The 22,531-nt window shown below is 60.5% G+C and carries 22 protein-coding genes; 9 read left to right on the forward strand and 13 right to left on the reverse strand.

Annotated elements, in window-relative coordinates; translation table 11 throughout:
• Positions 1-181: 181 nt before the first annotated feature.
• The 4 genes from norV (at position 182) to MX657_RS17700 (ending at position 4,954) form a co-directional block, all read left to right on the forward strand.
• On the forward strand, positions 182-1,624 hold the full coding sequence (gene norV, locus MX657_RS17685; protein WP_080330266.1) for an anaerobic nitric oxide reductase flavorubredoxin: 1,443 nt from the start codon (positions 182-184) through the stop codon (positions 1,622-1,624).
• Positions 1,621-2,754: an NADH:flavorubredoxin reductase NorW gene (gene norW / locus MX657_RS17690; RefSeq protein ID WP_346806259.1), complete on the forward strand. Its 1,134-nt coding sequence runs from the start codon at positions 1,621-1,623 to the stop codon at positions 2,752-2,754. Before norV ends, norW begins: the two co-directional genes overlap by 4 nt.
• A 277-nt stretch (positions 2,755-3,031) precedes the next feature.
• On the forward strand, positions 3,032-3,190 hold the full coding sequence (locus MX657_RS17695) for a hypothetical protein (protein WP_165853346.1): 159 nt from the start codon (positions 3,032-3,034) through the stop codon (positions 3,188-3,190).
• 99 nt (positions 3,191-3,289) lie between these two features.
• The gene (locus MX657_RS17700; protein WP_346806260.1) at positions 3,290-4,954 is read left to right on the forward strand and encodes an SgrR family transcriptional regulator; all 1,665 of its coding nucleotides are present in this window, start codon (positions 3,290-3,292) and stop codon (positions 4,952-4,954) included.
• On the opposite strand, the gene MX657_RS17705 is transcribed toward MX657_RS17700, so the two are convergent.
• From MX657_RS17705 to MX657_RS17720, 4 genes are all read right to left on the reverse strand, one after another.
• Positions 4,927-5,949, reverse strand: a complete 1,023-nt coding sequence (locus MX657_RS17705) for a HoxN/HupN/NixA family nickel/cobalt transporter (protein WP_080330172.1) — start codon at positions 5,947-5,949, stop codon at positions 4,927-4,929. The two genes, MX657_RS17700 and MX657_RS17705, sit on opposite strands and share 28 nt — an antisense overlap.
• A gap of 1 nt (position 5,950) precedes the next feature.
• The gene (hypF, locus tag MX657_RS17710) at positions 5,951-8,167 is read right to left on the reverse strand and encodes a carbamoyltransferase HypF (protein WP_346806261.1); all 2,217 of its coding nucleotides are present in this window, start codon (positions 8,165-8,167) and stop codon (positions 5,951-5,953) included.
• Positions 8,168-8,173: 6 nt separating this feature from the next.
• Positions 8,174-8,719, reverse strand: a complete 546-nt coding sequence (gene hydN, locus MX657_RS17715) for an electron transport protein HydN (protein ID WP_218727259.1) — start codon at positions 8,717-8,719, stop codon at positions 8,174-8,176.
• A gap of 132 nt (positions 8,720-8,851) precedes the next feature.
• On the reverse strand, positions 8,852-9,865 hold the full coding sequence (locus MX657_RS17720) for a LacI family DNA-binding transcriptional regulator (RefSeq protein ID WP_346806262.1): 1,014 nt from the start codon (positions 9,863-9,865) through the stop codon (positions 8,852-8,854).
• A 213-nt stretch (positions 9,866-10,078) separates the two neighbouring features.
• On the opposite strand from MX657_RS17720, the gene ascF reads away from it, so the two are divergent.
• Both ascF and MX657_RS17730 read left to right on the forward strand, forming a co-directional pair.
• Positions 10,079-11,530 carry a PTS cellobiose/arbutin/salicin transporter subunit IIBC gene (gene ascF / locus MX657_RS17725; protein ID WP_252002364.1) on the forward strand — a complete coding sequence of 484 codons (1,452 nt, stop codon included), beginning with the start codon at positions 10,079-10,081 and terminating at the stop codon, positions 11,528-11,530.
• 18 nt (positions 11,531-11,548) lie between these two features.
• Entirely contained in the window at positions 11,549-12,973 is a 1,425-nt protein-coding gene (locus tag MX657_RS17730) for a 6-phospho-beta-glucosidase (protein WP_346806263.1), read from the forward strand.
• Between the two features lie 81 nt (positions 12,974-13,054).
• On the opposite strand, the gene hycI is transcribed toward MX657_RS17730, so the two are convergent.
• The 9 genes from hycI to hycA all read right to left on the reverse strand — a co-directional run bounded on the left by hycI (position 13,055) and on the right by hycA (position 20,836).
• On the reverse strand, positions 13,055-13,510 hold the full coding sequence (gene hycI, locus MX657_RS17735; RefSeq protein WP_346806264.1) for a hydrogenase maturation peptidase HycI: 456 nt from the start codon (positions 13,508-13,510) through the stop codon (positions 13,055-13,057).
• Entirely contained in the window at positions 13,503-13,913 is a 411-nt protein-coding gene (locus MX657_RS17740) for a formate hydrogenlyase maturation HycH family protein (protein WP_346806265.1), read from the reverse strand. The genes hycI and MX657_RS17740 overlap by 8 nt, the downstream gene beginning before the upstream one ends.
• The gene (locus tag MX657_RS17745) at positions 13,910-14,677 is read right to left on the reverse strand and encodes an NADH-quinone oxidoreductase subunit B family protein (protein WP_346806266.1); all 768 of its coding nucleotides are present in this window, start codon (positions 14,675-14,677) and stop codon (positions 13,910-13,912) included. Before MX657_RS17745 ends, MX657_RS17740 begins: the two co-directional genes overlap by 4 nt.
• A complete protein-coding gene (locus tag MX657_RS17750) occupies positions 14,677-15,219 on the reverse strand; it encodes a formate hydrogenlyase complex iron-sulfur subunit (RefSeq protein WP_080330165.1) in 543 nt (180 codons plus the stop codon). Before MX657_RS17750 ends, MX657_RS17745 begins: the two co-directional genes overlap by 1 nt.
• A 9-nt stretch (positions 15,220-15,228) precedes the next feature.
• Complete coding sequence (hycE, locus tag MX657_RS17755) at positions 15,229-16,938, reverse strand: formate hydrogenlyase subunit HycE (RefSeq protein WP_119916205.1); 1,710 nt, start codon at positions 16,936-16,938, stop codon at positions 15,229-15,231.
• A gap of 15 nt (positions 16,939-16,953) precedes the next feature.
• A complete protein-coding gene (locus MX657_RS17760; protein WP_346806267.1) occupies positions 16,954-17,877 on the reverse strand; it encodes a respiratory chain complex I subunit 1 family protein in 924 nt (307 codons plus the stop codon).
• A gap of 1 nt (position 17,878) precedes the next feature.
• Positions 17,879-19,693, reverse strand: coding sequence for a formate hydrogenlyase subunit 3 (gene hycC / locus MX657_RS17765; protein ID WP_346806268.1), 1,815 nt, complete (start codon positions 19,691-19,693; stop codon positions 17,879-17,881).
• On the reverse strand, positions 19,690-20,298 hold the full coding sequence (locus MX657_RS17770) for a 4Fe-4S dicluster domain-containing protein (RefSeq protein WP_346806269.1): 609 nt from the start codon (positions 20,296-20,298) through the stop codon (positions 19,690-19,692). The genes hycC and MX657_RS17770 overlap by 4 nt, the downstream gene beginning before the upstream one ends.
• A gap of 73 nt (positions 20,299-20,371) precedes the next feature.
• On the reverse strand, positions 20,372-20,836 hold the full coding sequence (gene hycA / locus MX657_RS17775) for a formate hydrogenlyase regulator HycA (protein ID WP_346806270.1): 465 nt from the start codon (positions 20,834-20,836) through the stop codon (positions 20,372-20,374).
• 211 nt (positions 20,837-21,047) lie between these two features.
• On the opposite strand from hycA, the gene hypA reads away from it, so the two are divergent.
• Genes hypA through MX657_RS17790 form a run of 3 tightly spaced genes read left to right on the forward strand, consistent with a single transcriptional unit; the run spans position 21,048 to position 22,528 of the window.
• Positions 21,048-21,398: a hydrogenase maturation nickel metallochaperone HypA gene (gene hypA, locus MX657_RS17780; protein WP_080330160.1), complete on the forward strand. Its 351-nt coding sequence runs from the start codon at positions 21,048-21,050 to the stop codon at positions 21,396-21,398.
• A gap of 3 nt (positions 21,399-21,401) precedes the next feature.
• Positions 21,402-22,265 (forward strand): hydrogenase nickel incorporation protein HypB, encoded by an 864-nt coding sequence (gene hypB, locus MX657_RS17785; RefSeq protein WP_119916209.1) that lies wholly within the window; start codon positions 21,402-21,404, stop codon positions 22,263-22,265.
• Positions 22,256-22,528, forward strand: coding sequence for a HypC/HybG/HupF family hydrogenase formation chaperone (locus MX657_RS17790; RefSeq protein WP_346806271.1), 273 nt, complete (start codon positions 22,256-22,258; stop codon positions 22,526-22,528). Before hypB ends, MX657_RS17790 begins: the two co-directional genes overlap by 10 nt.
• Positions 22,529-22,531 lie beyond the last annotated feature (3 nt).

Consider the following 22,531-nt stretch of genomic DNA (forward strand, 5'->3'; position numbering starts at 1 on the left):
TCACAGTCAATTTGACAATACATAATGTCATATTGACTCTTTTTGAGGTAGTCATAATGACTACCCATTACGAGTCATTAAATCACAACCTATTGAATATTAATAACTTAAAAAGTTGGCACGCAACTTGATATAAGCAAAACCATCTTATTTGAAAACGCTGTATTACGCTGAGGTTGCTATGTCTATTCTGGTTAAAAATAACATTCATTGGGTGGGTCAACGTGACTGGGAAGTGCGCGATTTCCACGGGACGGAATATAAAACGCTGCGCGGCAGCAGCTACAACAGCTATCTCATCCGCGAAGGAAAAAACGTGCTGATCGATACCGTCGATCACAAGTTCAGCCGCGAGTTCGTGCAGAACCTGCGCAGCGAAATCGATCTGAACGACATCGACTACATCATCATCAACCACGCGGAAGAGGATCACGCCGGGGCGCTGACCGAGCTGATGTCCCACATTCCGGATACCCCGATCTACTGCACCACCAACGCCATCGACTCGATCAACGGCCATCACCACCATCCGGAGTGGAATTTCCACACCGTGAAAACCGGCGACACGCTGGATATCGGCAACGGCAAGCAGCTGATCTTTGTGGAAACCCCCATGCTGCACTGGCCGGACAGCATGATGACCTACATGACCGGCGACGCAGTGCTGTTCAGCAACGACGCCTTCGGCCAGCACTACTGCGACGAGCGCCTGTTTAACGATGAAGTGGATCAGACCGAGCTGTTCGAACAGTGCCAGCGCTACTACGCCAACATCCTGACCCCGTTCAGCCGCCTGGTGACGCCAAAAATCACCGAGATCCTCGGCTTCAACCTGCCGGTGGATATGATTGCCACCTCCCACGGCGTGGTGTGGCGTGAGAACCCGACCCAGATCGTCGAGCTGTACCTGAAGTGGGCGGCGGACTATCAGGAAGACCGCATCACTATTTTCTACGACACCATGTCCAACAACACCCGCATGATGGCGGACGCCATTGCCCAGGGCATCAACGAAGTGGACCCGAACGTGGCGGTGAAAATTTTCAACGTGGCGCGCAGCGATAAAAATGAGGTATTGACCAACGTCTTCCGCTCGAAGGGCGTGCTGGTGGGGACTTCCACCATGAACAACGTGATGATGCCGAAAATTGCTGGCCTCGTTGAAGAGATGACCGGCCTGCGCTTTCGCAACAAGCGCGCCAGCGCCTTTGGCTCCCACGGCTGGAGCGGCGGCGCGGTAGACCGTCTCTCCACCCGTTTACAGGATGCAGGTTTTGAGATGTCCCTGAGTCTGAAGGCAAAATGGCGTCCGGATATCGACGCGCTGGAGATCTGCCGCCAGCATGGCCGCGACATCGCCCGTCAGTGGGCGCTCGCCCCGCTTCCTGACGTCACCGCAAAACCTGCGGAACAGCCGCAAACCTGTTCCGCGGCAGCCAGCGCCGATCTCGGCCCGCGCATGCAGTGCAGCGTCTGCCAGTGGATCTACGATCCTGAGCTGGGCGAACCGCTGCAGGACGTTGCCCCGGGCACGCCGTGGAGCGAGGTGCCGGACAACTTCCTCTGCCCGGAATGTTCCCTCGGCAAAGACGTCTTTGATGAACTGGCGACGGAGGCAAAATGAGCAACGGTATCGTCATCATCGGCTCGGGCTTTGCCGCCCGCCAGCTGGTGAAAAACATTCGCAAGCAGGACGCTAACGTGCCGCTGACGCTGATCGCCGCCGACAGCATGGACGAGTACAACAAGCCTGATTTAAGCCACGTCATTAGCCAGAATCAGCGCGCCGATGACCTCACCCGCCAGACGGCGGGGGAGTTCGCGGAGCAGTTTAACCTGCTTCTGTTTCCGTACACCTGGGTCACCGACATCGATGCTGACGCCCACGTGGTGAGAGCGAAAGAGAAAACCTGGCAGTACGACAAGCTGGTGCTGGCCACGGGTGCCTCTGCATTTGTGCCGCCGGTTGAGGGCCGCGAGCTGATGATCACCCTTAACAGCCAGCAGGAGTACCAGGCCAGCGAAACGCTGTTGCGTGATGCACAGCGCGTAATGATCGTCGGCGGCGGGCTGATCGGCACCGAGCTGGCGATGGATTTCTGCCGCGCGGGGAAATCCGTGACCCTGGTTGACCACGCGGCGAGTATTCTGTCGGCGCTGATGCCCGCAGAAGTAAGCAGCCGCTTACAGCATCGCCTGACCGATATGGGCGTGCATTTGCTGTTGAAATCACAGCTGCAAAGCCTGAGCAAAACCGAAGGCGGCATTCGAGCATCGCTTGACCGTAGCCGCAGCATTGAGGTGGATGTGGTTATCGCGGCAACGGGCCTGCGCCCGGAAACCGCGCTGGCGCATCGCGCAGGCGCCGAAACAGGTCGTGGCGTGAAAGTAAATAGCTACCTGCAAACCACGCAGCCGGATATTTATGCCCTGGGCGACTGCGCGGAAATTAACGGTCAGGTGCTTCCGTTCCTGCAGCCGATACAATTAAGCGCGATGTATCTGGCAAAAAATCTGCTCGGCGGCAGCGCGCCGCTAAAATTACCCGCCATGCTGGTAAAGGTCAAAACGCCGGAATTACCGCTGCACCTTGCGGGTGAAACGCAACGTCAGGATCTGAACTGGCAAATTACCCTCGAACCGCAGGGAATGGTCGCGCGCGGCGCGGACAACGAGGGACAGATACGCGCCTTTGTCGTCAGTGAGGACCGGATGAAGGAGGCTTTCGCGCTGCTGAAATTGTTACCTGCTTAACCCTCGTTTTGTCGGGTGGCGCTTCGCTTACCCGACCTACAGCACGGCCACGCTTACTTAACCTTTGGATTTTATTATCCACTGCCCCGATGTCCCGGGGCTTTTTTTTACGCATTCTATTCATCAAATAAATACAAAGCAGGTACATCATCGCTATCAATCCTTTATTTATTATTTTCATAAATACTTAAATGCGGAACAGCTGAAAAACATCACCCTGTTTTATTATTCTCGTCAGGACTAGTCTGTTAAGTAATTAATCAGCCGGAGACAAATCATGGCGACTTTTAATACAGAACTCAAATATCTTTCTCATTATTTCAGACAAACGAAGCATGCTGAGCACATTTTATTTCGCTGGCTTTATCTGAGCCCGGAGGCGCGCATTGAGCGTCTCCGCGAACTGATGATGCCGGTCAGTGAACATGAGCGGTAATTGACGGGAAAAAACCGGAACACTTTACGTAAACCAGCACTTTTTCTTCCGCAAAAAAAACCTACACTCTCAGCATCCTTTTTTTACCGGTGTGCCGCTATGCGCCAGCTTCAGAAAATCCGTCAGTATCAACGGCTTTATCAGCACTATGGCGCGGAGCCAACGCCTACGACCATCGCGGAAGTGGCGGAGGTTGCGCTGTGCAGCGAACGCCATGCGCGCACGCTGCTGCGCCAGCTCTCGCAAAGCGGCTGGCTAAGCTGGGACGCGCAGCCAGGGCGCGGGCATCGCGCCACTCTGCACTGTCTGACCACCACCAGCGAACTGAGCGCGCCGCTGATGCACGCCTGTCTGGAAAAAGGGGATTACCAGAGCGCGCTGCAGCTGGCCGACGGCGATCCGGCCAGCCTGCACCACATCATCACCCCGTTCTTAGGCGGCAAATGGCTGAAGCATCAGGCGACGCTGCGCATTCCATGGTATCGCCCGCTCACGTCGCTGCATCCAGCCCTTTCGCGTCGCCGCGCCGAACAGCATATTATCTGCACGGTTCACGCCGGTCTGACGCGCTATGCGCCCGGCCACCCACAGCCGGTCGCGGATTTAGCCCATCACTGGGATATCCGTGACGACAATCGCCGCTGGCGTTTTTACCTGCGCAGCGGCGCGCACTGGCATAACGGGCAGGCCATTAGCGACGAAGCTATTCTCAGCGCGATGCAGCAGATGCTGGCCGACCCGGCACGCGCCGCGGGGCTTGCGCACGTTCAGGCGGTGTCGCTTGTCGCCCCCTGGTGTCTGGAGATTGTGCTGAACACGCCCGATGCCATGCTGGCGCATCGCCTCGCGCATCACGCCTGTCGGCTGCCGCATCCGCAGCAGCCGACTATCGGCGCGGGCCCCTTTGCTATCGCCCACCACCACTCACACTATCTGCGCCTTGAGCGTCAGCCCTGGTACTTTGCGGCGCACCCGCTGCTGCACGCGATAGAGTTCTGGCGAACCCGCAGCGAGGCGGAAACACCCGCGTGGATCACCGTAGGGAAAGGCGAAAATGCCCGGGAGTCCGTCACCTCCACCAGCGGCGGGTTTGCCTGGCTGATGCTGAACGCCACGCTGCCGCAACCGCTGGCCGCCTGGCTGCGTCAGGAGATTCAGCACATTAACCAGCAGCACCTCCGCCGGGAGGATGTCGACACCCGCACGGAAATCCTGCCCGGCATCACCACGCCCGTCTTTCCGGATGCGCCAGACGTGACGCTCCCCGCGACCCTTTCGCTGATCTGTTACGACACGCCGGGGCTGTGCGATCTGGCCAGTATGCTGCAAACGCGCCTGAAAAAGCGCGGCTGTGACGTTATCCTCCAGCGAAAAGACCGCGAGGCGTGGCATGCGCGCGACGCGCTGGCGCAGGGGGATATCTTACTGGGGGATTATCTGGCGGGTGAAGCAGCGGAATTTGCGCTGGCAGAGTGGTTTACCGAAGAACCCGCGTGGGCCGCCGCGCTAGGGCAGATCGCCTGGCAAAACGCGAAGCAGACGCTGATGACATACTGCGAAAGCGAGGAAATGCTGAGAACACACCTGCCCGCCTTCTTTCAGCACCTGCTGGAAAGCGGCGCCTGCACGCCGCTGTTCCACTACCGCTATCGTCTTAATACCCTGGAAAACGTGCAGGACATTGTGCTGACCGCCAGCGGCTGGCTTGATTTTACCCGCGCCTGGCTGCCGCCGGCTCAGGAGCGCACCACCAGCGCGTCGTAGCCGCGCCAGCGGTAGTTGACCATGGAGATCAGCCAGCAGGCCACAAACAGCCCGACCACCACAAACCCGGCGTTGCCCAGATTGTCGTTGACCGCGCCAACCAGATCCCAGACGCCGCCGCTGAGGGCGAACTTGTCCATCAGCAGGCCCAGCGCTTCCAGCCCGCCAATAAACAGCGCCACCACCACGGAGGTGCCGGTGATGGTCATGTTGTAGTAGAGCTTGCGCTGGGGCTTGTTAAACGCCCAGCCGTAGGCACCGACCATCAGCAGGTTGTCGAGGGTATCGACCAGCGCCATGCCGCTGGCGAAGAGCGCCGGGAAGATCATGATTGACCACACCGACATCCCGCTGGAGGCGCTGGCAGCGGAGATCCCCAGCACGCCAATCTCGGTGGCCGTGTCAAAACCGAGGCCAAACAGGAAACCGACCAGGTACATCTGCCAGCTTTTATTCACCAGGCGGAAGGTTTTGCCGAACAGCCAGTTCATCACGCCGCCCTGGGCAGGGAGCGTGATGTCGCCCTGCACGGGCCTGCCGTTCTTCAGCGCCTGGAAACTGCGCCAGACGCCGCGCAGGATCACCATGTTCACCAGCGCCATCGCCAGCAGGAAGGTGGCGGAAACGGCGGTGCCAATCAGGCTGCCGGTTTCGTGGAACCATTCCATGTTTTTCTGAAACGCCGTCGCGGTGGCGGCGATGGCGATGGAGGCCAGCACCACAATGGTGGAATGCCCCAGCGAGAACCACGCCCCCACGCCGGACGGGCGCTTACCCTGCTGCATCATCTTACGCGTCACGGTATCAATGGCCGCAATATGGTCGGCATCCACCGCATGACGCAGCCCGTAGCACCACGCCAGCAGGCTGGCCGCCATCAGCGCCGTACTGCCGCTGAAGGTGTGCCATGCCCATCCCCAGGCCAGCAGGTTTGCCATTACCAGAGCCAGCAGCAGAAGCGCGGCGCGAGGTTCGTTGCGTAAGCGTCGTAACATTTTAAATCCTTTTTGAACATGACCGGGCAGCGGCGACCACCGCCTGCCCGAAGGAGATCGCTCCGTCACCTGCGGGCAGGCGCGAAGGAAAAAGAAGCGTAAAGTCAGAAAGATAGTGGCGCAGGCGCGCGCGCAGCAGGCGATTGTGCAGCACCCCGCCGCTGAGGCAGATTGTCGAAATCGATAAGCGTCGGGCATGGCGCGCGGCGAGCTGGGCCAGCCCTTTTGCCAGCGCATCGTGAAACGCCCATGCGCGCTCGCAGGGCTCCACCTGCCAGGCCAGCCACTGCAGCCAGAACAGCGCGAGGTTATCCGCGTCCAGCGTCACCGGATGATCGACGCCCGCGCACCGCGAGGCCAGCGCTTCCAGCCTGCAGGCGGCTTCACCCTCCCAGGACTGCGCGTCGATACCGAGCGCGCAGGCGACGGCATCAAACAGACGACCACAGGACGAAGCCTGCGGCGCGTTGATACCGCGCGACACAGCCGTCGCCAGCAGCGGCCAGTTTTGACGCTGAACCGCGCGCGTTTCCGGATACTGCTGCCAGTCAGGGACAAACGCCAGGCAGTGGGCGAGCAAATTACGCCACGGCTGCCGCGCCGCCAGATCGCCCCCCGGCAGCGCAACGGCAGGCAGGCCGCCGAGCCGTTCACACTCAAGATAGTTCACCCGCAGGCACTCTCCGCCCCACAGCGCGCCGTTTTCGCCCATGCCGATGCCGTCCAGCACCAGTGCAATAACGTCTCCATCCTCACGCGGCCAGCCGTTCTCCGCCAGGCACGCTGCCGCGTGGGCATGATGGTGTAGCACGGTTTCGACAGGCAGCGCCTGCGCCTGAGCCCACCGGCGGGCGCGATACCCCGGATGAGCATCGCACACCACGCGCTCAGGCTGGAAGGCGTAAATGTCCTGCATCGTCGTGAGCGCACTGCGCCACTGTGCCTCTACGCCCTCTTCGCTCAGATCGCCAAAGTGCTGGCTCAGCACCGCCTGGTTCCCGCGCACCAGGCAGAAGGTGTTTTTCATCTCTGCACCAGTGCACAGCATGGCGGGGATATTCTCAAAACCCGCAGGCAACGTGACGGCATCGGGCACAAAACCGCGCGCGCGGCGCAGGATAGCGCCATCCCGATCCAGCACGGAATCATCCATGCGTTGCAGGATGTCCCGGTTGTGCAGCAGGAAGCCGTCCGCGATGCCGCTGAGATCCTGCAGCGCCTGCACGTTGGTGATGGCGGGCGGTCTGCCACTAAGGTTGCCGGAGGTCATCACCAGCGGGCGCTGGTAGTCCAACATCAAAATATGCTGGAGCGGGTTCGCGGGCAGCATGATGCCAATACAATCAAGCCCCGGCGCAATTTCCTCGGGAAACGCGGGAAGCGAAGCTTTTGGCGTTAACACAATCGGCGCCGCGGGTGAGCATAACAGCGTCTGTATCGTCTCAGGCAGACTGTCCGCGTCCGGCAGCATCACCGCCAGCGGCTTCGTCGGGCGCTGCTTGCGAGCCCGCAGCGTCGCCACTGTCTGCGGGTTAAGCGCGTCGCAAACGAGGTGATAACCGCCCAGCCCTTTGACCGCGACAATGCCGCCGTCTTTCAGCATCGCCACCGCTGCGCGTAAAGCCGATTCGCGTGTGGCAACAACATCTCCGGCTCGCCATTCCAGCTGCGGTCCGCAGTCCGGGCAGGCGACCGGCTGGGCGTGAAAACGGCGGTCGGCCGGGTTACGGTATTCTGTCTCACACGGCACACAGAGGGGAAACGCGGCCATCGAGGTCGCCGGGCGGTCATAGGGCATGGCGCGGATAATGGTAAACCGCGGCCCGCAGTGGGTGCAGTTGATAAACGGGTAGCGGTAACGGCGCTCGCGCGGATCGCGCATTTCAGCCAGACACGCCGGACAGGTGGCGGCATCCGGCACGATTTGCGTATTCATCGCCCCGCGCTCGCTCTGACGGATGGTAAATTCCGTCGGCATGCCAGACCAGCAGTAGGGCTGCGTATCAACATGGTCAATACGCGCCAGCGGTGGGCAGTCCTGACGCAGTCTCGCGGTAAAGTCCCCCCCATTACCCGCGAGACGCACCAGGACACCCTCTCCGTCGTTGCAGACATCGCCCACAAGCTTCAGCCGTTGCGCCAGCTGCCAGACGAAGGGACGAAACCCCACGCCCTGCACTTTGCCGCGCACCCGAAGCTGGACGCCGTTAACGCTCATCGCAACTTAAAACAGCAGCGATGACGAAGTGTCGAATGCCGCGCGACGGCGCTTTTCGACGCTCATCTGCTCAAGCTTGTCGCGATCCACGCAGACCAGCGCGTGCGTCGGGCAGGCCTCCATACAGGCCGGGCCGGCTTCGCGGTGGTAGCAAAGATCGCATTTATTGGCTTCGGCTTTCTCCGCCCGCACGCTCAGCCCCATACCGCTGTTGCGCACGACCGGGCGGACAACTACCTCCATCGCGCCATACGGGCAGGCCACCACGCAGGTTTTGCAGCCGATGCAGCGCTCCTGCATCACATGCACAAAGCCCTTCTCGCGCTTAATCGCCCCGTTCGGGCAGACGTTCGCGCACGGCGCGTCTTCGCACTGACGACAGATGGCGGCGGTGGAAATATTCACGCCTTTAATGACGTGGATGCGCGGCAGGAAGGTGTCGGGGGTGAGAGAGGCGCAGTCCTGCTCCGCCTGATGGGAAACCACGCACGCCACTTCACAGGTACGGCAACCAATGCACTTGCTGGCATCGGCCATAATAAAACGGTTCATCTGCTTCTCCGGCATAACTGTTATGCGCGAAGCTATTCATAAACCGTGCCAATTTTTAACTTATTGATTTAAAATAAAAATAAAACCAGACGGTTCTGTCATCGTCACAAATGACGATGACAGATGTCGACGTCAGCGATGCGGGCCGTCAATGACGGAGTCGCGCAGGATAAGCTCGCCGGAAAAGGTTTGCTGATATTTAAACTCGCCGCCGTCGAGCATGAAGATCAGGCGGCTGATGGTCTCCTGGATCATCTCCGTTACCGGAACTCGCACGCTGGACAGCGACGGCACGATGTAGGGCGCGATCGCCACATCGTCAAAGCCTATGACGGACACTTTACCCGGCGTGGCAACACCGCTCTCATGCAGCTGCTTGATGGCGCCAATCGCCATATCGTCGTTACTCGCCACCAGCGCGGTAAACGGTTCGCCGCGGGAAAGCAACTGCGCGACCGCCGCCGCGCCGCTGGCCGGGTTCCACTTCCCTTCGGCGATAAGTGCGTCACGCACTGCAATGCCGTGCTGCGCCAGCGCATCCCTGTAACCGGAAAGACGCTCAACACCGGTGGGGGAATCCAGCGAACCGGTGATAAACGCAATCTCCCGGTGCCCTTTCGCAATCAGCTGCGACACCGCATCCTGACACGAGGCTTTATGATCGGACCAAACGCTGTGGCTGCTGTTTTTCCGCAGGCGGCGGTTAAGCACCATAATCGGCTGCTCGCATTTCTCGACAAGCGCGTCCAGCTCTTCCACGTTCAGAAAGCGCGGGTAGATAATCACCGCATCGCAGCGCATGTCGAGCAGGTACTGGATCGCCTCACGCTCCTCATCGGCGCTGTGCTTGCCGTCGGCCAGGATCAGCTGCCGCCCTTTTTCTTCCGTCATCCGTGCGGCGTGAAACAGCAGTTCGCTAAAGTAGACGCCGTGATACAGGGTGTTGGTCACCACCAGTCCAAGCGTCTGGGTGCGTTTGGTCGCCAGGTTTCGCGCCAGCAAATTCGGGCGATAGCCGCTCTCTTCAATGGCCTGAAAAACCCGGTCTTTAGTCTCCTGGCTGACGTAGCCATTGCCCGACAACACCCGGGATACCGTGGCTTTTGAAACGCCTGCCCGCTTCGCCACTTCCAGCATCGTGGTCATATTATTTTTCCATCCGAAACTCATGCGGGCAGTGTACTGCACCGCGGAAAAATTGTCGCAGCGACGACGTCACGCTTTCGATGCCTCATTGCGACCTTCATCACGAAATGAAAAAATGGCCAAAAAGCGATCTTGCTTCATTCAGAGAAAGTCATGATGATTATGTGGAACCGGTTTCCTACATTTCTCACAACGATAACAGGATCACATCCGATGGCCAAAAATTACGCAGCGCTGGCGAACGACGTTGTCAGCGCGCTGGGCGGCAAAGAGAACATCGTCGCCGTCACCCACTGCATGACGCGACTGCGTTTCGTTCTGAAAGACGAAAATCTTACCGACGTTGCGCGCCTGAAAAGCATCAGCGGCGTGCTTGGCGTGGTACGTAACGACAACCAGTGCCAGGTGATTATTGGCAACACCGTTTCACAGGCGTACCGCGAAGTGGTGAGCCTGCTGCCCGTTGATCTGCAGCCCCCCGTGCCGGAAGGCCCGCAGAAGCTGACGTTACGCCGCATTGGCGCCGGGATCCTCGACGCGCTGATCGGCACCATGTCGCCGCTGATCCCGGCGATCATCGGTGGTTCGATGGTCAAGCTGCTGGCGATGATCCTTGAGATGACCGGCGTGCTGCCAAAAGGCGCGCCGACGCTCACCATTCTGACCGTCATTGGCGACGGGGCGTTCTTCTTCCTGCCGCTGATGGTGGCGGCCTCGGCGGCGGTGAAGTTTAAAACCAACATGTCGCTGGCGATTGCCATCGCGGGCGTGCTGGTGCACCCGAGTTTTATCGAGCTGATGGCGAAAGCCGCGCAGGGCGAGCACGTTGAGTTCGCCTTTATTCCGGTGACGGCGGTGAAATACACCTATACCGTCATCCCGGCGCTGGTGATGACCTGGTGCCTGTCGTACATCGAACGCTGGGTGGATCGCATTACCCCGGCGGTAACGAAAAACTTCCTCAAGCCGATGCTGATCGTGCTGATTGCCGCCCCGCTCGCCATCGTGCTGATTGGCCCGTTGGGGATCTGGATCGGTAGCGCCATCTCCGCGCTGGTCTACACCATTCACGGCTATCTGGGCTGGCTCTCCGTCGCCATCATGGGCGCGCTGTGGCCGCTGCTGGTGATGACCGGGATGCACCGCGTGTTTACGCCGACCATCATCCAGACCATTGCCGAAACGGGCAAAGAAGGGATGGTGATGCCATCGGAAATCGGCGCCAACCTGTCGCTCGGCGGCTCGTCGCTGGCGGTGGCGTGGAAAACCAAAAACCCGGAGCTGCGCCAGACGGCGCTGGCCGCGGCGGCCTCCGCCATCATGGCGGGGATCTCTGAACCAGCGCTGTACGGCGTGGCGGTGCGCCTGAAACGTCCGCTGATTGCGAGCCTGATCAGCGGCTTTATCTGCGGCGCGGTGGCCGGCATGGCCGGTCTTGCCAGCCATTCGATGGCGGCGCCGGGGCTGTTTACCAGCGTGCAGTTCTTCGATCCGGCCAACCCGATGACCATCGTCTGGGTGTTTGGCGTGATGGGGCTGGCAGTCGTGCTGTCGTTTGTTCTGACCCTGCTTTTAGGGTTTGAGGATATTCCGGTCGAAGACGAAGCTGAAAAAGCGCGCGCCCTGCAGACCGCACCGGTACAGAACAACGCAGCAAAAGCATAAATTGAAAGCGAGGTAAGAATGTCTGTTTTTCCACAAGGATTTTTATGGGGCGGCGCGCTTGCCGCCAACCAGAGTGAAGGTGCTTACCGTGAAGGCGGCAAGGGACTGACCACGGTCGATATGATCCCCCACGGCGCACATCGCCTGGCGGTGAAGGTCGGTCAGGAAAAGCGTTTTTCGCTGCGTGACGACGAGTTCTACCCGAGCCACGAGGCGATTGATTTTTACCATCGCTATAAAGAAGACATCGCCCTGATGGCGGAGATGGGCTTTACGGTGTTCCGCACCTCGATTGCCTGGAGCCGCCTCTACCCGAACGGCGACGAGCCGCTGCCGAACAAAGAGGGCATTGCCTTCTACCGCGCGGTGTTCGAGGAGTGCAAAAAGTACAACATCGAGCCGCTGGTCACGCTCTGCCACTTCGACGTGCCGATGCATCTGGTCACAGAATATGGCTCCTGGCGCAACCGTAAGATGGTCGATTTCTTCGCCCGCTACGCCCGAACCTGCTTCGAGGCGTTTAACGGGCTGGTGAAATACTGGCTGACCTTCAACGAAATCAACATCATGCTGCACAGCCCGTTCTCCGGCGCGGGGCTGGTGTTTGAGGAAGGTGAAAACGAGGATCAGGTGAAATACCAGGCCGCGCACCACGAGCTGGTGGCGAGCGCGCTGGCGACCAAAATCGCCCACGAGGTGAACCCGGAAAACCAGGTCGGCTGCATGCTGGCGGGCGGTAACTTCTACCCTTACTCCTGCAAGCCGGAAGACGTGTGGATGGCGCTGGAGAAAGACCGCGAGAACCTGTTCTTTATCGACGTGCAGGCGCGCGGCAGCTATCCGGCCTACTCCGCCCGCGTGTTCCGCGAGAAAGGCGTGGTGATTGTGAAAGATCCTGGCGACGATTTACTTCTGAAAAACACCGTCGATTTTGTCTCGTTCAGCTATTACGCCTCGCGCTGCGCGTCGGCGGACATGAATGCGGGCAACACCAGCGCGGCGAACATCGTGAAGTCCCTGCGCAACCCGCACATTCAGGTGAGCGAGTGGGGCTGGGGCATTGACCCGCTCGGCCTGCGCATCACCATGAACATGATGTACGACCGCTACCAGAAACCGCTGTTCCTGGTGGAAAACGGCCTCGGGGCGAAGGACGTTATTGATGAAAACGGCGAGATCAACGACGACTACCGCATCAGCTATTTGCGCGAGCATATCCGCGCAATGGGCGATGCGATTGAGGACGGCGTACCGCTGATGGGCTACACCACCTGGGGCTGCATTGACCTGGTGTCTGCTTCAACGGGCGAGATGAGCAAGCGTTACGGGTTTGTCTACGTTGACCGGGACGACGCTGGTAACGGCACCCTGGACCGAAAGCGCAAGAAGTCGTTCTGGTGGTATAAGAAGGTGATTGCGAGTAACGGGGGGGATCTCGAGTAGCCTGTTTTGCCGGGTGGCGGCTTCGCCTTACCCGGCCTACGGTTTTGTATGCCCGGTAAGCGCAGCGCCACCGGGCGCTGCTCAGAGCTGAGAAAAACCCCCGTCCCCAACCCACCCAGCAAGCCGTGAATACACCACGTCCACCGCCTCTTTTACCGGCGGCGTCATCGGATAATAAAACCCGACAATATCCGGTTGAATGCCCAAAAACAGCACCTGGCCCACGTCGCCCTTAATCTGATCGACAAGGTAGTTGAGCGGCATATTGTGGGTGGTCATCATAAACATTTCGGCGATGTCGTCCGGGTCAATCAGGCTGATCTCGCCGGGGTTGAGCCCCATATCGGTGGCATCGACGATTAACAGCCTGTCCGGACGCAGCTCGCGAATGGCCACCACGTCGTTTTCCGGTGCGCTGCCGCCGTCAATCACCACCCAACTGCCCGGCGGGTTCGCAGCGCACATCTCTGCCAGCAGCGGGCCCGCGCCGTCATCGCCCATCATGCTGTTGCCGACACACAGTAAAACGTCAGTCACGTAATCTCCTCACCATCAGGTAGATGGCGTTCTCCTGATGAATATCGTGCAGCATGCCGAGCAGCGTTGTGCTCCACGCCTGCTGCTCGGGGGTTTGCCTGATGAGCGCCGCGTCAAAGGCGTTGGCGAGCATCGCAATGTGGTTGGCGTCGATGACGATCTCGCCATACTTCGGCACGCCCTCCATCTTGCGCCGCGCCGTGCTGCCTTTCTCCAGCGTGGCGATCCACGCCAGGTATTCCGGCCACGGGCAGGTTAACGCTGCCTCCAGGCAGTCGATCACCCCAAGGTGGTGCCCAATCGCCAGGCTATAGTAAACCACCTGCTGCGCCGCATCCGGCGTGGCGTCGTTCTCATCAATAAACTTACGGCTCAGCTGGCTGAACACCACCGTTTCACTCATCGGATTCGCGCCTCATCGACGATGCTGTTCAGGTTCGCCACGATCTCATTGAGGCGCGGATCGTTCTCGGCCTCCAGCCAGCGCGCCACCTGATGGTCACCCTGGCTGAGCAGACGCAGATAATCGTCAGCGATCTGCCGACCGTAGCGATAACCCGCCAGCCTGCGGGCCGTGCGGTCAACCTTCACCCGCAGCGGCTGCACCATGTCCGGGTGCAGAATGGCCGCAGGCAGGTTGTCCAGCTCGCCCGGCTCGCGGGCGTGGATTTTCTGCTCCAGCAGGCCGAGCGCCATGGCAAAGCCGTACAGCGTCGCGGCAGGCGTCGGCGGGCAGCCGGGAATGTAGACGTCCACCGGCACGATTTTGTCGGTGCCGCCCCAGACGCAGTAAAGGTCGTGGAAGATGCCGCCGCTGTTGCCGCAGGCGCCGTAGGAGATACAGATTTTCGGATCCGGCGCAGACTGCCAGGCGCGCAGCGCGGGCGAGCGCATGGCGCGGGTGACGGCCCCGGTAAACAGCAGGATGTCCGCATGGCGCGGAGACGGCACCACTTTGATGCCGAAGCGCTCAGCGTCAAACAGCGGCGACAGGGTGGCGAAGATCTCGATCTCACAGCCGTTGCAGCCGCCGCAGTCCACGCGGTAGACGTAGGCTGAGCGTTTGATTTTTTTCAGCAGCGACGCCTTCATGCTGGCGATGGATTCGTCCACCGTCATCGGCACCGGAATGCCGTTAGCGTCGCGCGGGCCCAGTAGGTTTTCCATCAGCTGGCCTCTCTCATATGGCGGGTGATATCAATACGGTCGGACGGCAGCAGGCACTTCTGACGCTTGCACTCCGGGCAGGTCTCAAAGCTTTCACGGTGATGCTCCGCGCGGGCGTCACCGTTGTGCTGCAGCAGCGCGATGGCGTAGTCGATCTCTTTCTGCACAGCGAACGGGCGGTGGCAGACGCGGCAGTTGCACAGGTCAAAGCGCGACTGCTGCAGGAAATCCTCTTTCTTCCACACCGCCAGCTCGTACTCCGGCGAAAGACGAATAGCGACCGTCGGGCAGACCTCCTCGCAGCGGCCGCAGAAGATGCAGCGCCCGAGGTTAAACTGCCAGGCCAGCTCGCCGGTTTTGAGATCCGTTTCTACCGTCAGGGCATTCGACGGACAGGCGTTGACACAGGCCGCGCAGCCGATGCACTGCTGCGGATTGTGCTCCGGCTTGCCGCGAAAGTTTTTATCCACTGGCATCGGCTCCAGCGGATAGCTGCTGGTCTGCGTGCCCGTTTTGATCACTTTTTTGATAAAGGTAAACATGGCGAATCCTTATTTCAGCGGCGAGTTCTTACGCTCGATGCTGTAGCGCTCAAGCTCTTTGTACGGCACCACCTGGCTTTTCTTCTTGCGCACGTCCACCACGGTCATGCGGTCGGTGCAGGAGTAGCACGGGTCGAGGCTGCCGATGATCAGCGGCGCGTCAGAGACGGTGTTGCCGCGCAGCATGTAGCGCAGGGTTGGCCAGTTGGCGTAGGTGGCCGCGCGGCAGCGCCAGCGGTAGAGCTTCTGGTTGTCGCCGGTCATGCTCCAGTGGATGTCGTCCCCGCGCGGCGCTTCGGCAAAGCCGAGGGCAAAGCGGTTAGGGATGTAGGTGAAGCCCTCCACCATCAGCGGACCGCCCGGCAGGTTATCAAGGCCAAAGTCGATCATGTTCAGCGCGGTGAACACCTCGTTGATGCGCACCTTCAGGCGGGAGATGACGTCGCAGCCCTGCTCGCTGTGCACGGTCATCGGCAGCAGGCCGTAGCCGACGAACGGGTGATCGGCGCGGGTGTCGCGGGCGTGGCCGCTGGCGCGCACCATCGGGCCGACGTTGCTGAAGTCACGGGCAATTTCGGGATCAAGACGACCGATGCCGACGGTGCGCTGTTCGATGTTTGGCGTGCTGAGCAGCATGTCCACCAGCTCCTGCACGTCCCGGCGCATCTGCTGCGCCAGCTGGCGGGTCTGGATCATGTCATCCTTCAGCAGGTCGCGGCGGATCCCGCCGATCAGGTTCAGGCCGTAGGTTTTACGCGCTCCGGTGAGGATCTCCGCCATTTTCATCGACGCTTCGCGCACGCGGAAGAACTGCATAAACCCGGAGTCAAAGCCGACGAAGTGGCAGGCCAGGCCGAGGTTCAGCAGGTGCGAGTGCAGACGCTCCACCTCCAGCAGAATGGCGCGGATCATCTGCGCGCGCTCCGGCACCACGATCCCCATGCCATTCTCCACCGAGGTGGTATAAGCGGTGCTGTGGGCGAAGCCGCAGATGCCGCACACGCGGTCAGAGAGGAACGTCACCTCGTTGTAGCCCATGCGGGTTTCCGCCAGCTTTTCCATGCCGCGATGGACGTAGAACAGGCGGTAGTCGGCGTCGATGATGTTCTCGCCGTCGACGAACAGGCGGAAGTGCCCCGGTTCGTCAGAGGTGACGTGCAGCGGGCCGATCGGCACCACGTTGTTCTTCTTGCTGCCCAGCTCGTTGATGAATTCGTAGGTTTCGCTGTCGGTGGTCGGGGCCGGGCGCTGGCGGTAGTCCATGCTGTCTTTACGCAGCGGATAGAGTTCGTCCGGCCAGTCGTCCGGCAGCACCAGGCGGCGCTCGTCCGGCAGACCGACCGGCACCAGGCCGTACATGTCGCGCACTTCGCGCTCGCCCCAGACGGCGGCAGGCACGCGCGGCGTGACGGATGGGTATTCCGGCTTATTCGGGTCGACCTCGACGCGCACGGTGAGCCAGCATTTTTCACCCTGCTCCATCGACATCACGTAGTACACCGCGTAGTTGCCGCACAGCTGGCGCTCGTCGTTGCCGAACAGCACCGACAGCCAGCCGCCCTGCTGGTAATAGAGGAACTCCACCACTTCCGGCAGGTCGTTCACCTTAATGGTGACGGTTACCTGGTCTTTGGTTTGCCAGGACTCCTCCAGCACCACGCCGGGGAAAGCCTGATGCAACGCGGCGAGATACTGCTGACCTTTCTTTTCTTCAGACATAAATACTCTCTTTAATCACGCCACCAGCAAGGAGACGAACGCTAAAAATGCAAAACCAAAACCGGCCCAGGTGATGCGCGACGTTTCGACAAAACGCAGGCGCGCCATGCTGTTTTCAAACAGGGCTATCACCAGCACGCCGATCAGCAGCTTGAGGGCGGCAATCACGACGGCCAGCACCAGACCGCCCGCGGAGAAGTGCGTCATCTGCCCCCACGGGAAGAAAACGCCGACGAACATCTGCAGCACCACCAGCTGTTTGAGGCTGATGCCCCACTTCAGCACCGCGAAGCCGTAGCCGCTGTATTCGGTAAGCGGACCTTCCTGCAGCTCCTGCTCGGCTTCCGCGAGGTCGAACGGCAGTTTGCCCATCTCAATAAAGGTGGCGAACGCGCAGGCGCAGAGCGCCAGAATCAGCGGGATAGAACGTGGAACCGGCCAGTGATAAACGGTACTGGTGATAAAGCTGATGTGGGTCGAGCCTGCCACCTGCGCGGCCACCCACAGCCCCAGCAGCAGGATCGGCTCAACCAGCACGCCGAGCATCGCTTCGCGGCTGGCACCGATGCCGGTAAACGGGCTCCCGGTGTCCAGGCCCGCAATCGCGAAGAAGAAACGCGCGATGGCGAAGAGGTAGATAAGCGTAATCAAATCGCCCAGCGCCGGCAGCGGCGAGCCCACTGTGACCACCGGCAGCGCGGTGGCGATGGTCAGCATGACGCCAACCATCACAAATGGCGTAAGGCGGAAGACCCAGCCTGAGGCGTCCGGTGCCACGCTCTGACGAGAAAGCAGCTTGAAGAGATCGCGGTACTCCTGAAGCACCCCGGGCCCGCGACGGTTGTGCATCCGGGCGCGCGCCACGCGCGTAATGCCCGACAGCAGCGGCGCGAAGGCGAACAGCACCAGCGCCTGAAGAATTGCCAGAAACAGACTCATGTCAGGCTCCTCGTGAAATCACAATTACCACCAGCACCGCCAGCTCAATCAGCGCCAGACGGCGGAAAAGAGTGGGCGCGGCGGCGCTCTGCCAACCGGGAACCCAGCCCACCGGGTTCAGCCAGTGGCGCAGCTTCAGCACGGCGGCGAAGTTCTCTTTTACCGGCATGGCAAAACCGTGGGCGGTGATGACCATCGACTGCTCGTGTTCGTAGCCGCAGGCCCACGCCGCGCCGCGCGAGCGGGAGGCGAGACGGTCGCGTTTAAAGAACAGCATCAGCACAAACGGCAGCAGCGGTGCGGCGATCAGCAGCAGCGCCATCATCGGCTGGGAAACGACGGTATGCGCCGTCGCCAGCGGCAGCGGAATGGCGTGGCCCAGCAGCGGCAGCAGCCACGGCGTGGCCACCCCGCCCGCGATGCAGCACAGCGCCAGCGCCACAACGCTGGCACCCATCAGTACCGGGGCGCAGCAGGCGTTCTCCGCTTCACGGGTGCGCGGCGCGCCGAGGAAAGTGACGCCGTAGACTTTCGCCATGCACATCACCGCCAGCGCCCCGGTAATCGCCAGCCCGACCGCCAGCAGCGGGCCGAGCAAACGCGCGATAAAGACATCGTTCTGACCGAGCGCGAAGAAGGACTGATAGATCACCCACTCCCCGGCAAAGCCGTTTAATGGCGGCAGCGCGGCCATCGCCATCAGCCCCACCAGCATGGCGAGTGAAATCACCGGCATTTTTTTGCCAATCCCACCGAGCTTTTCGATATCCCGGTGGCCGGTGCGGAACCAGACGCTGCCCGCGCCGAGGAACAGAGTGCTTTTAAACAGGCTATGGTTGACGAGATGATACAGACCGCCGATAAACCCGGCGGCAATCAGCGCCGGCTGGTTAAGCGCCAACCCGGTGACGCCCGCGCCAAGACCGAGCAGGATGATGCCGATGTTTTCCAGGGTGTGATAGGCCAGCAGGCGCTGGATGTTGTGCTCCATTAGCGCGTACAGGCCGCCAACAAACGCGGTGACCATGCCCACAATCAGCAGCACCACGCCCCACCACAGCGGCGGCTGACCGCCCGTCAGGGTAATCGTCAGGATGCCGAACAGACCGACCTTCATTACCACCGTAGAAAACAGCGCGGCGGCGGGTGCAGAGGCATTTGCGTGCGCCTGCGGGACCCAGCCGTGCAGCGGGATAATCCCGGCAAGCAGGCCAAAACCGACTATGCCCAGCAGCCAGACATCGTTGCCCAGCGTCTGGCCGTTAAGCGCGGAAAAGTCCAGGGTGCCGAAACGTTGCCACACCAGCCAGCAGGCCAGCGCCAGCAGCAGAGTGCCGAGACGTCCAAGCGCAAACCACAGCTTGCCGGAGGCGCTGCAGCCCGTCAGGAACACGCCGCACAGCGCCATGATCTCCGCCATCACCACCAGCGCCCCGAGGTTGTTGGCGATAACGGCACAAACCGCCGTCGCCATCAGCATATTCACCAGCAGGCCGTTGGCTTTGGTTTGCGGATGGCGGTGCCAGTCGATATTGAACAGGCTGATAAACAGCCCGCACAGACCAAAGGTCACCAGCCAGATGGCGTTTAGCGGCGTAATCGCCACGGTGTGGCGAATCAGCGGCATGAGTGTTTCCACGGATTGTCCGCCGAGCAGGACGACACCGCCCGCCGCCAGCGTCATCAGGCTGCCGACCGCCCCACCGATACCGGCTATCCAGCCGCTCAGGGTTTTATGGAAAGAGAACACCAGCGCCAGCACGGCGGCAGCGGAAAAGTACGCCACGGCGCTGTTAATCATAAATATCGCGTTCATTTTTCCCTCTCGTTAAGCGCCTGCAGAAGCGAAAGATCGCCGACGTCGGTATTAATGGTCAGCTCGCGCTTGCGCCTGCTGGTGCGGGCGATATCGCGGATGTTAACCAGGATCAGCGCTTTGGTCGGGCAGGTCCGCACGCAGGCCGGGCCCTGTTCGTCAAAGCTGCACAGGTCGCACTTCACCGCAACAGCGCGGATGCCGGGCACCCAGTCCAGCAGCGTACTCACCTTCGCCGGAGCGGGTGGCGCAGTCGGCGCTTTCGGGGTATTGGCGTTCGCCGGGATATGCAGCGGGCGGCTGCCGGAAAATTCAATCGCGCCGAACGGGCAGGCGATGCCGCACAGCTTGCAGCTGACGCACAGGCTTTCATTCAGCTGTACCGCGCCATCAACGCGGGTGATGGCGTTAACCGGGCACACGCCCGCGCACGGGGCATCTTCACAGTGGTGGCAGAGCTGCGGGGCAGACTCTTTTTCATTACGCATGACGCGCAGGCGCGGCATGGACTGTAGCCCGTGCAGGCGGTGCGTTTCCGAACACGCCGCCTCACAGGTTCGACAGCCAATACAGACCGTCGAGTCAGCAATTACAAAACGGTTCACCGGGCAATCCTCTGGTGATAGTCATTTTTGACGACGAAAAACTGTCTCATCGACACTTTTCGACACGCGGTTATCAGGCAAGATTGGCGGAAGTCTTTCCCGCGACCAGCTGTTTCAGGTCGACCGGCAAGTCGTGCTCAACTGCGGTGTAAAGACCGTTGTAAACCGGCGCGATTTTCTCCAGATAGTGCTCCAGCACCTGCTGGCGATCGCGGTTGCTGACGTGACCGTCCACCATGCCGTCGGCCATCAGCTGAGCTTTCGCAATACACTGTTTTTCACCCTCTTTTGTCTCAACGTAATACTCAATGGTGTGGCTGTTGAAGCTCTCCGCCAGGGTGACAAAAATCGTGAAGTGCCCAAACAACACAAAGCGCATGTCCCCCTGCGCCGCGCAGCTCATGGCGTGGTGCAGACGGGCTTTTGACAGGGTGATCCCCTGAACCAGAGAGTTGCAGTAGAGGTGCCACTGGTCCTGAAGCTGCTGGTGGCGCTGCGCGATGTAATCCGCTTTTTCGCTAATTTCCCAAATAGTCATAGAAGATATCCGGTTAATGGAGATAGCGGCTGTTAAGCAGATTTCGTGCCAGTTTTTAATTGATTGATTTAAATGATTTTTATCAAGATAGTCACTGTCAACGCCACAGTGTCGACGTGTCATTTCGACAGCGTTGACACCGTCACGCCGTAACGCAAATCAAGCTGGCACCGTTATTGCATTTACTGGCGCAAATCATTGAGGAGGCGTTATGCACGAAATCACCCTCTGCCAGCGGGCTCTGGAACTTATCGAACAGCAGGCAGTGCAAAACCACGCGAAGCGCGTTACCGGCGTCTGGCTGAAGGTCGGGGCGTTTTCCTGCGTCGAGACCAGCGCCCTCACCTTCTGCTTTGAGCTGGTGTGCCGCGGTACGCTGGCGGAAGGCTGCGCATTGCATATCGACGAGCAGCAGGCGGAGTGCTGGTGCGAGCAGTGCCAGCAGTACGTCACCCTGCTGTCATCAAAAGTTCAGCGCTGCCCACAGTGCCAGAGCACGGGTCTTCGCATCGTGGCGGATGACGGTATGCAGATCCAACGCCTCGAAATCGAGAAGGAGTAATGTATGTGTAGCACCTGCGGTTGCGCCGAAGGCAACCTGTATATAGAAGGGGACGAACACCGTCCCCACTCCGCGTTTCGCTCCGCGCCGTTTTCCCCTGCCCCGCGTCCTGCGGCGGCCCTGACCGGCATCACCTTTACGCCGCAACGCTCCGAAGCAGGCGACCTGCACTACGGCCACGGCGAGGCGGGCACCCACGCGCCGGGCATGAGCCAGCGCCAGATGCTGGAGGTGGAGATCGACGTGCTGGATAAAAATAACCAGCTCGCCGCCCGCAACCGCGCCCGCTTTGCCGCGCGCGAACAGCTGGTGCTGAATCTGGTCTCCAGCCCCGGCTCCGGCAAAACCACGTTGCTAACGGAAACTCTCAAGCACCTGAACGAACGCGTCTCCTGCGCCGTTATCGAAGGCGATCAGCAAACCGTTAACGACGCGGCGCGCATCCGCGAAACCGGTACGCCCGCTATCCAGGTCAACACCGGTAAGGGCTGCCACCTGGACGCGCAGATGATTGCCGACGCCGCCCCGCGCCTGCCGCTGGCGGATAACGGCATCCTGTTTATTGAAAACGTCGGTAACCTGGTGTGTCCGGCCAGCTTTGACCTCGGCGAACGGCACAAGGTGGCGGTGCTTTCGGTCACCGAAGGGGAGGACAAGCCGCTGAAGTACCCGCACATGTTCGCTGCCGCCTCCCTCATGCTGCTGAACAAAGTCGACCTGCTGCCGTACCTGAACTTTGACGTGGATAAGTGCCTTGCGTATGCCCGAGAGGTGAACCCGGACATTGAGATCCTGCTGGTTTCCGCCACGCGCGGCGACGGCATGGACGCCTGGCTGGACTGGCTGGAGAGCGAACGATGTGCATAGGCGTACCCGGACAAATCCACTCCATCGACGGCAATCAGGCCAAAGTGGAGGTTTGCGGCATCCTGCGCGATGTCGACCTGACGCTGGTGGGCAGCAGCGATGAAACGGGTGCCTCGCGACTCGGCCAGTGGGTGCTGGTTCACGTGGGGTTTGCGATGAGCGTGATTAACGAAGCGGAAGCCCGCGACACGCTCGACGCCCTGCAAAACATGTTTGACATGGAGCCGGACGTGGGCGCGCTCCTGTACGGCGAGGAGCGATAGCAC

The sequence above is a fragment of the Enterobacter chuandaensis genome (assembly GCF_039718975.1).
GTDB lineage: Bacteria > Pseudomonadota > Gammaproteobacteria > Enterobacterales > Enterobacteriaceae > Enterobacter > Enterobacter chuandaensis.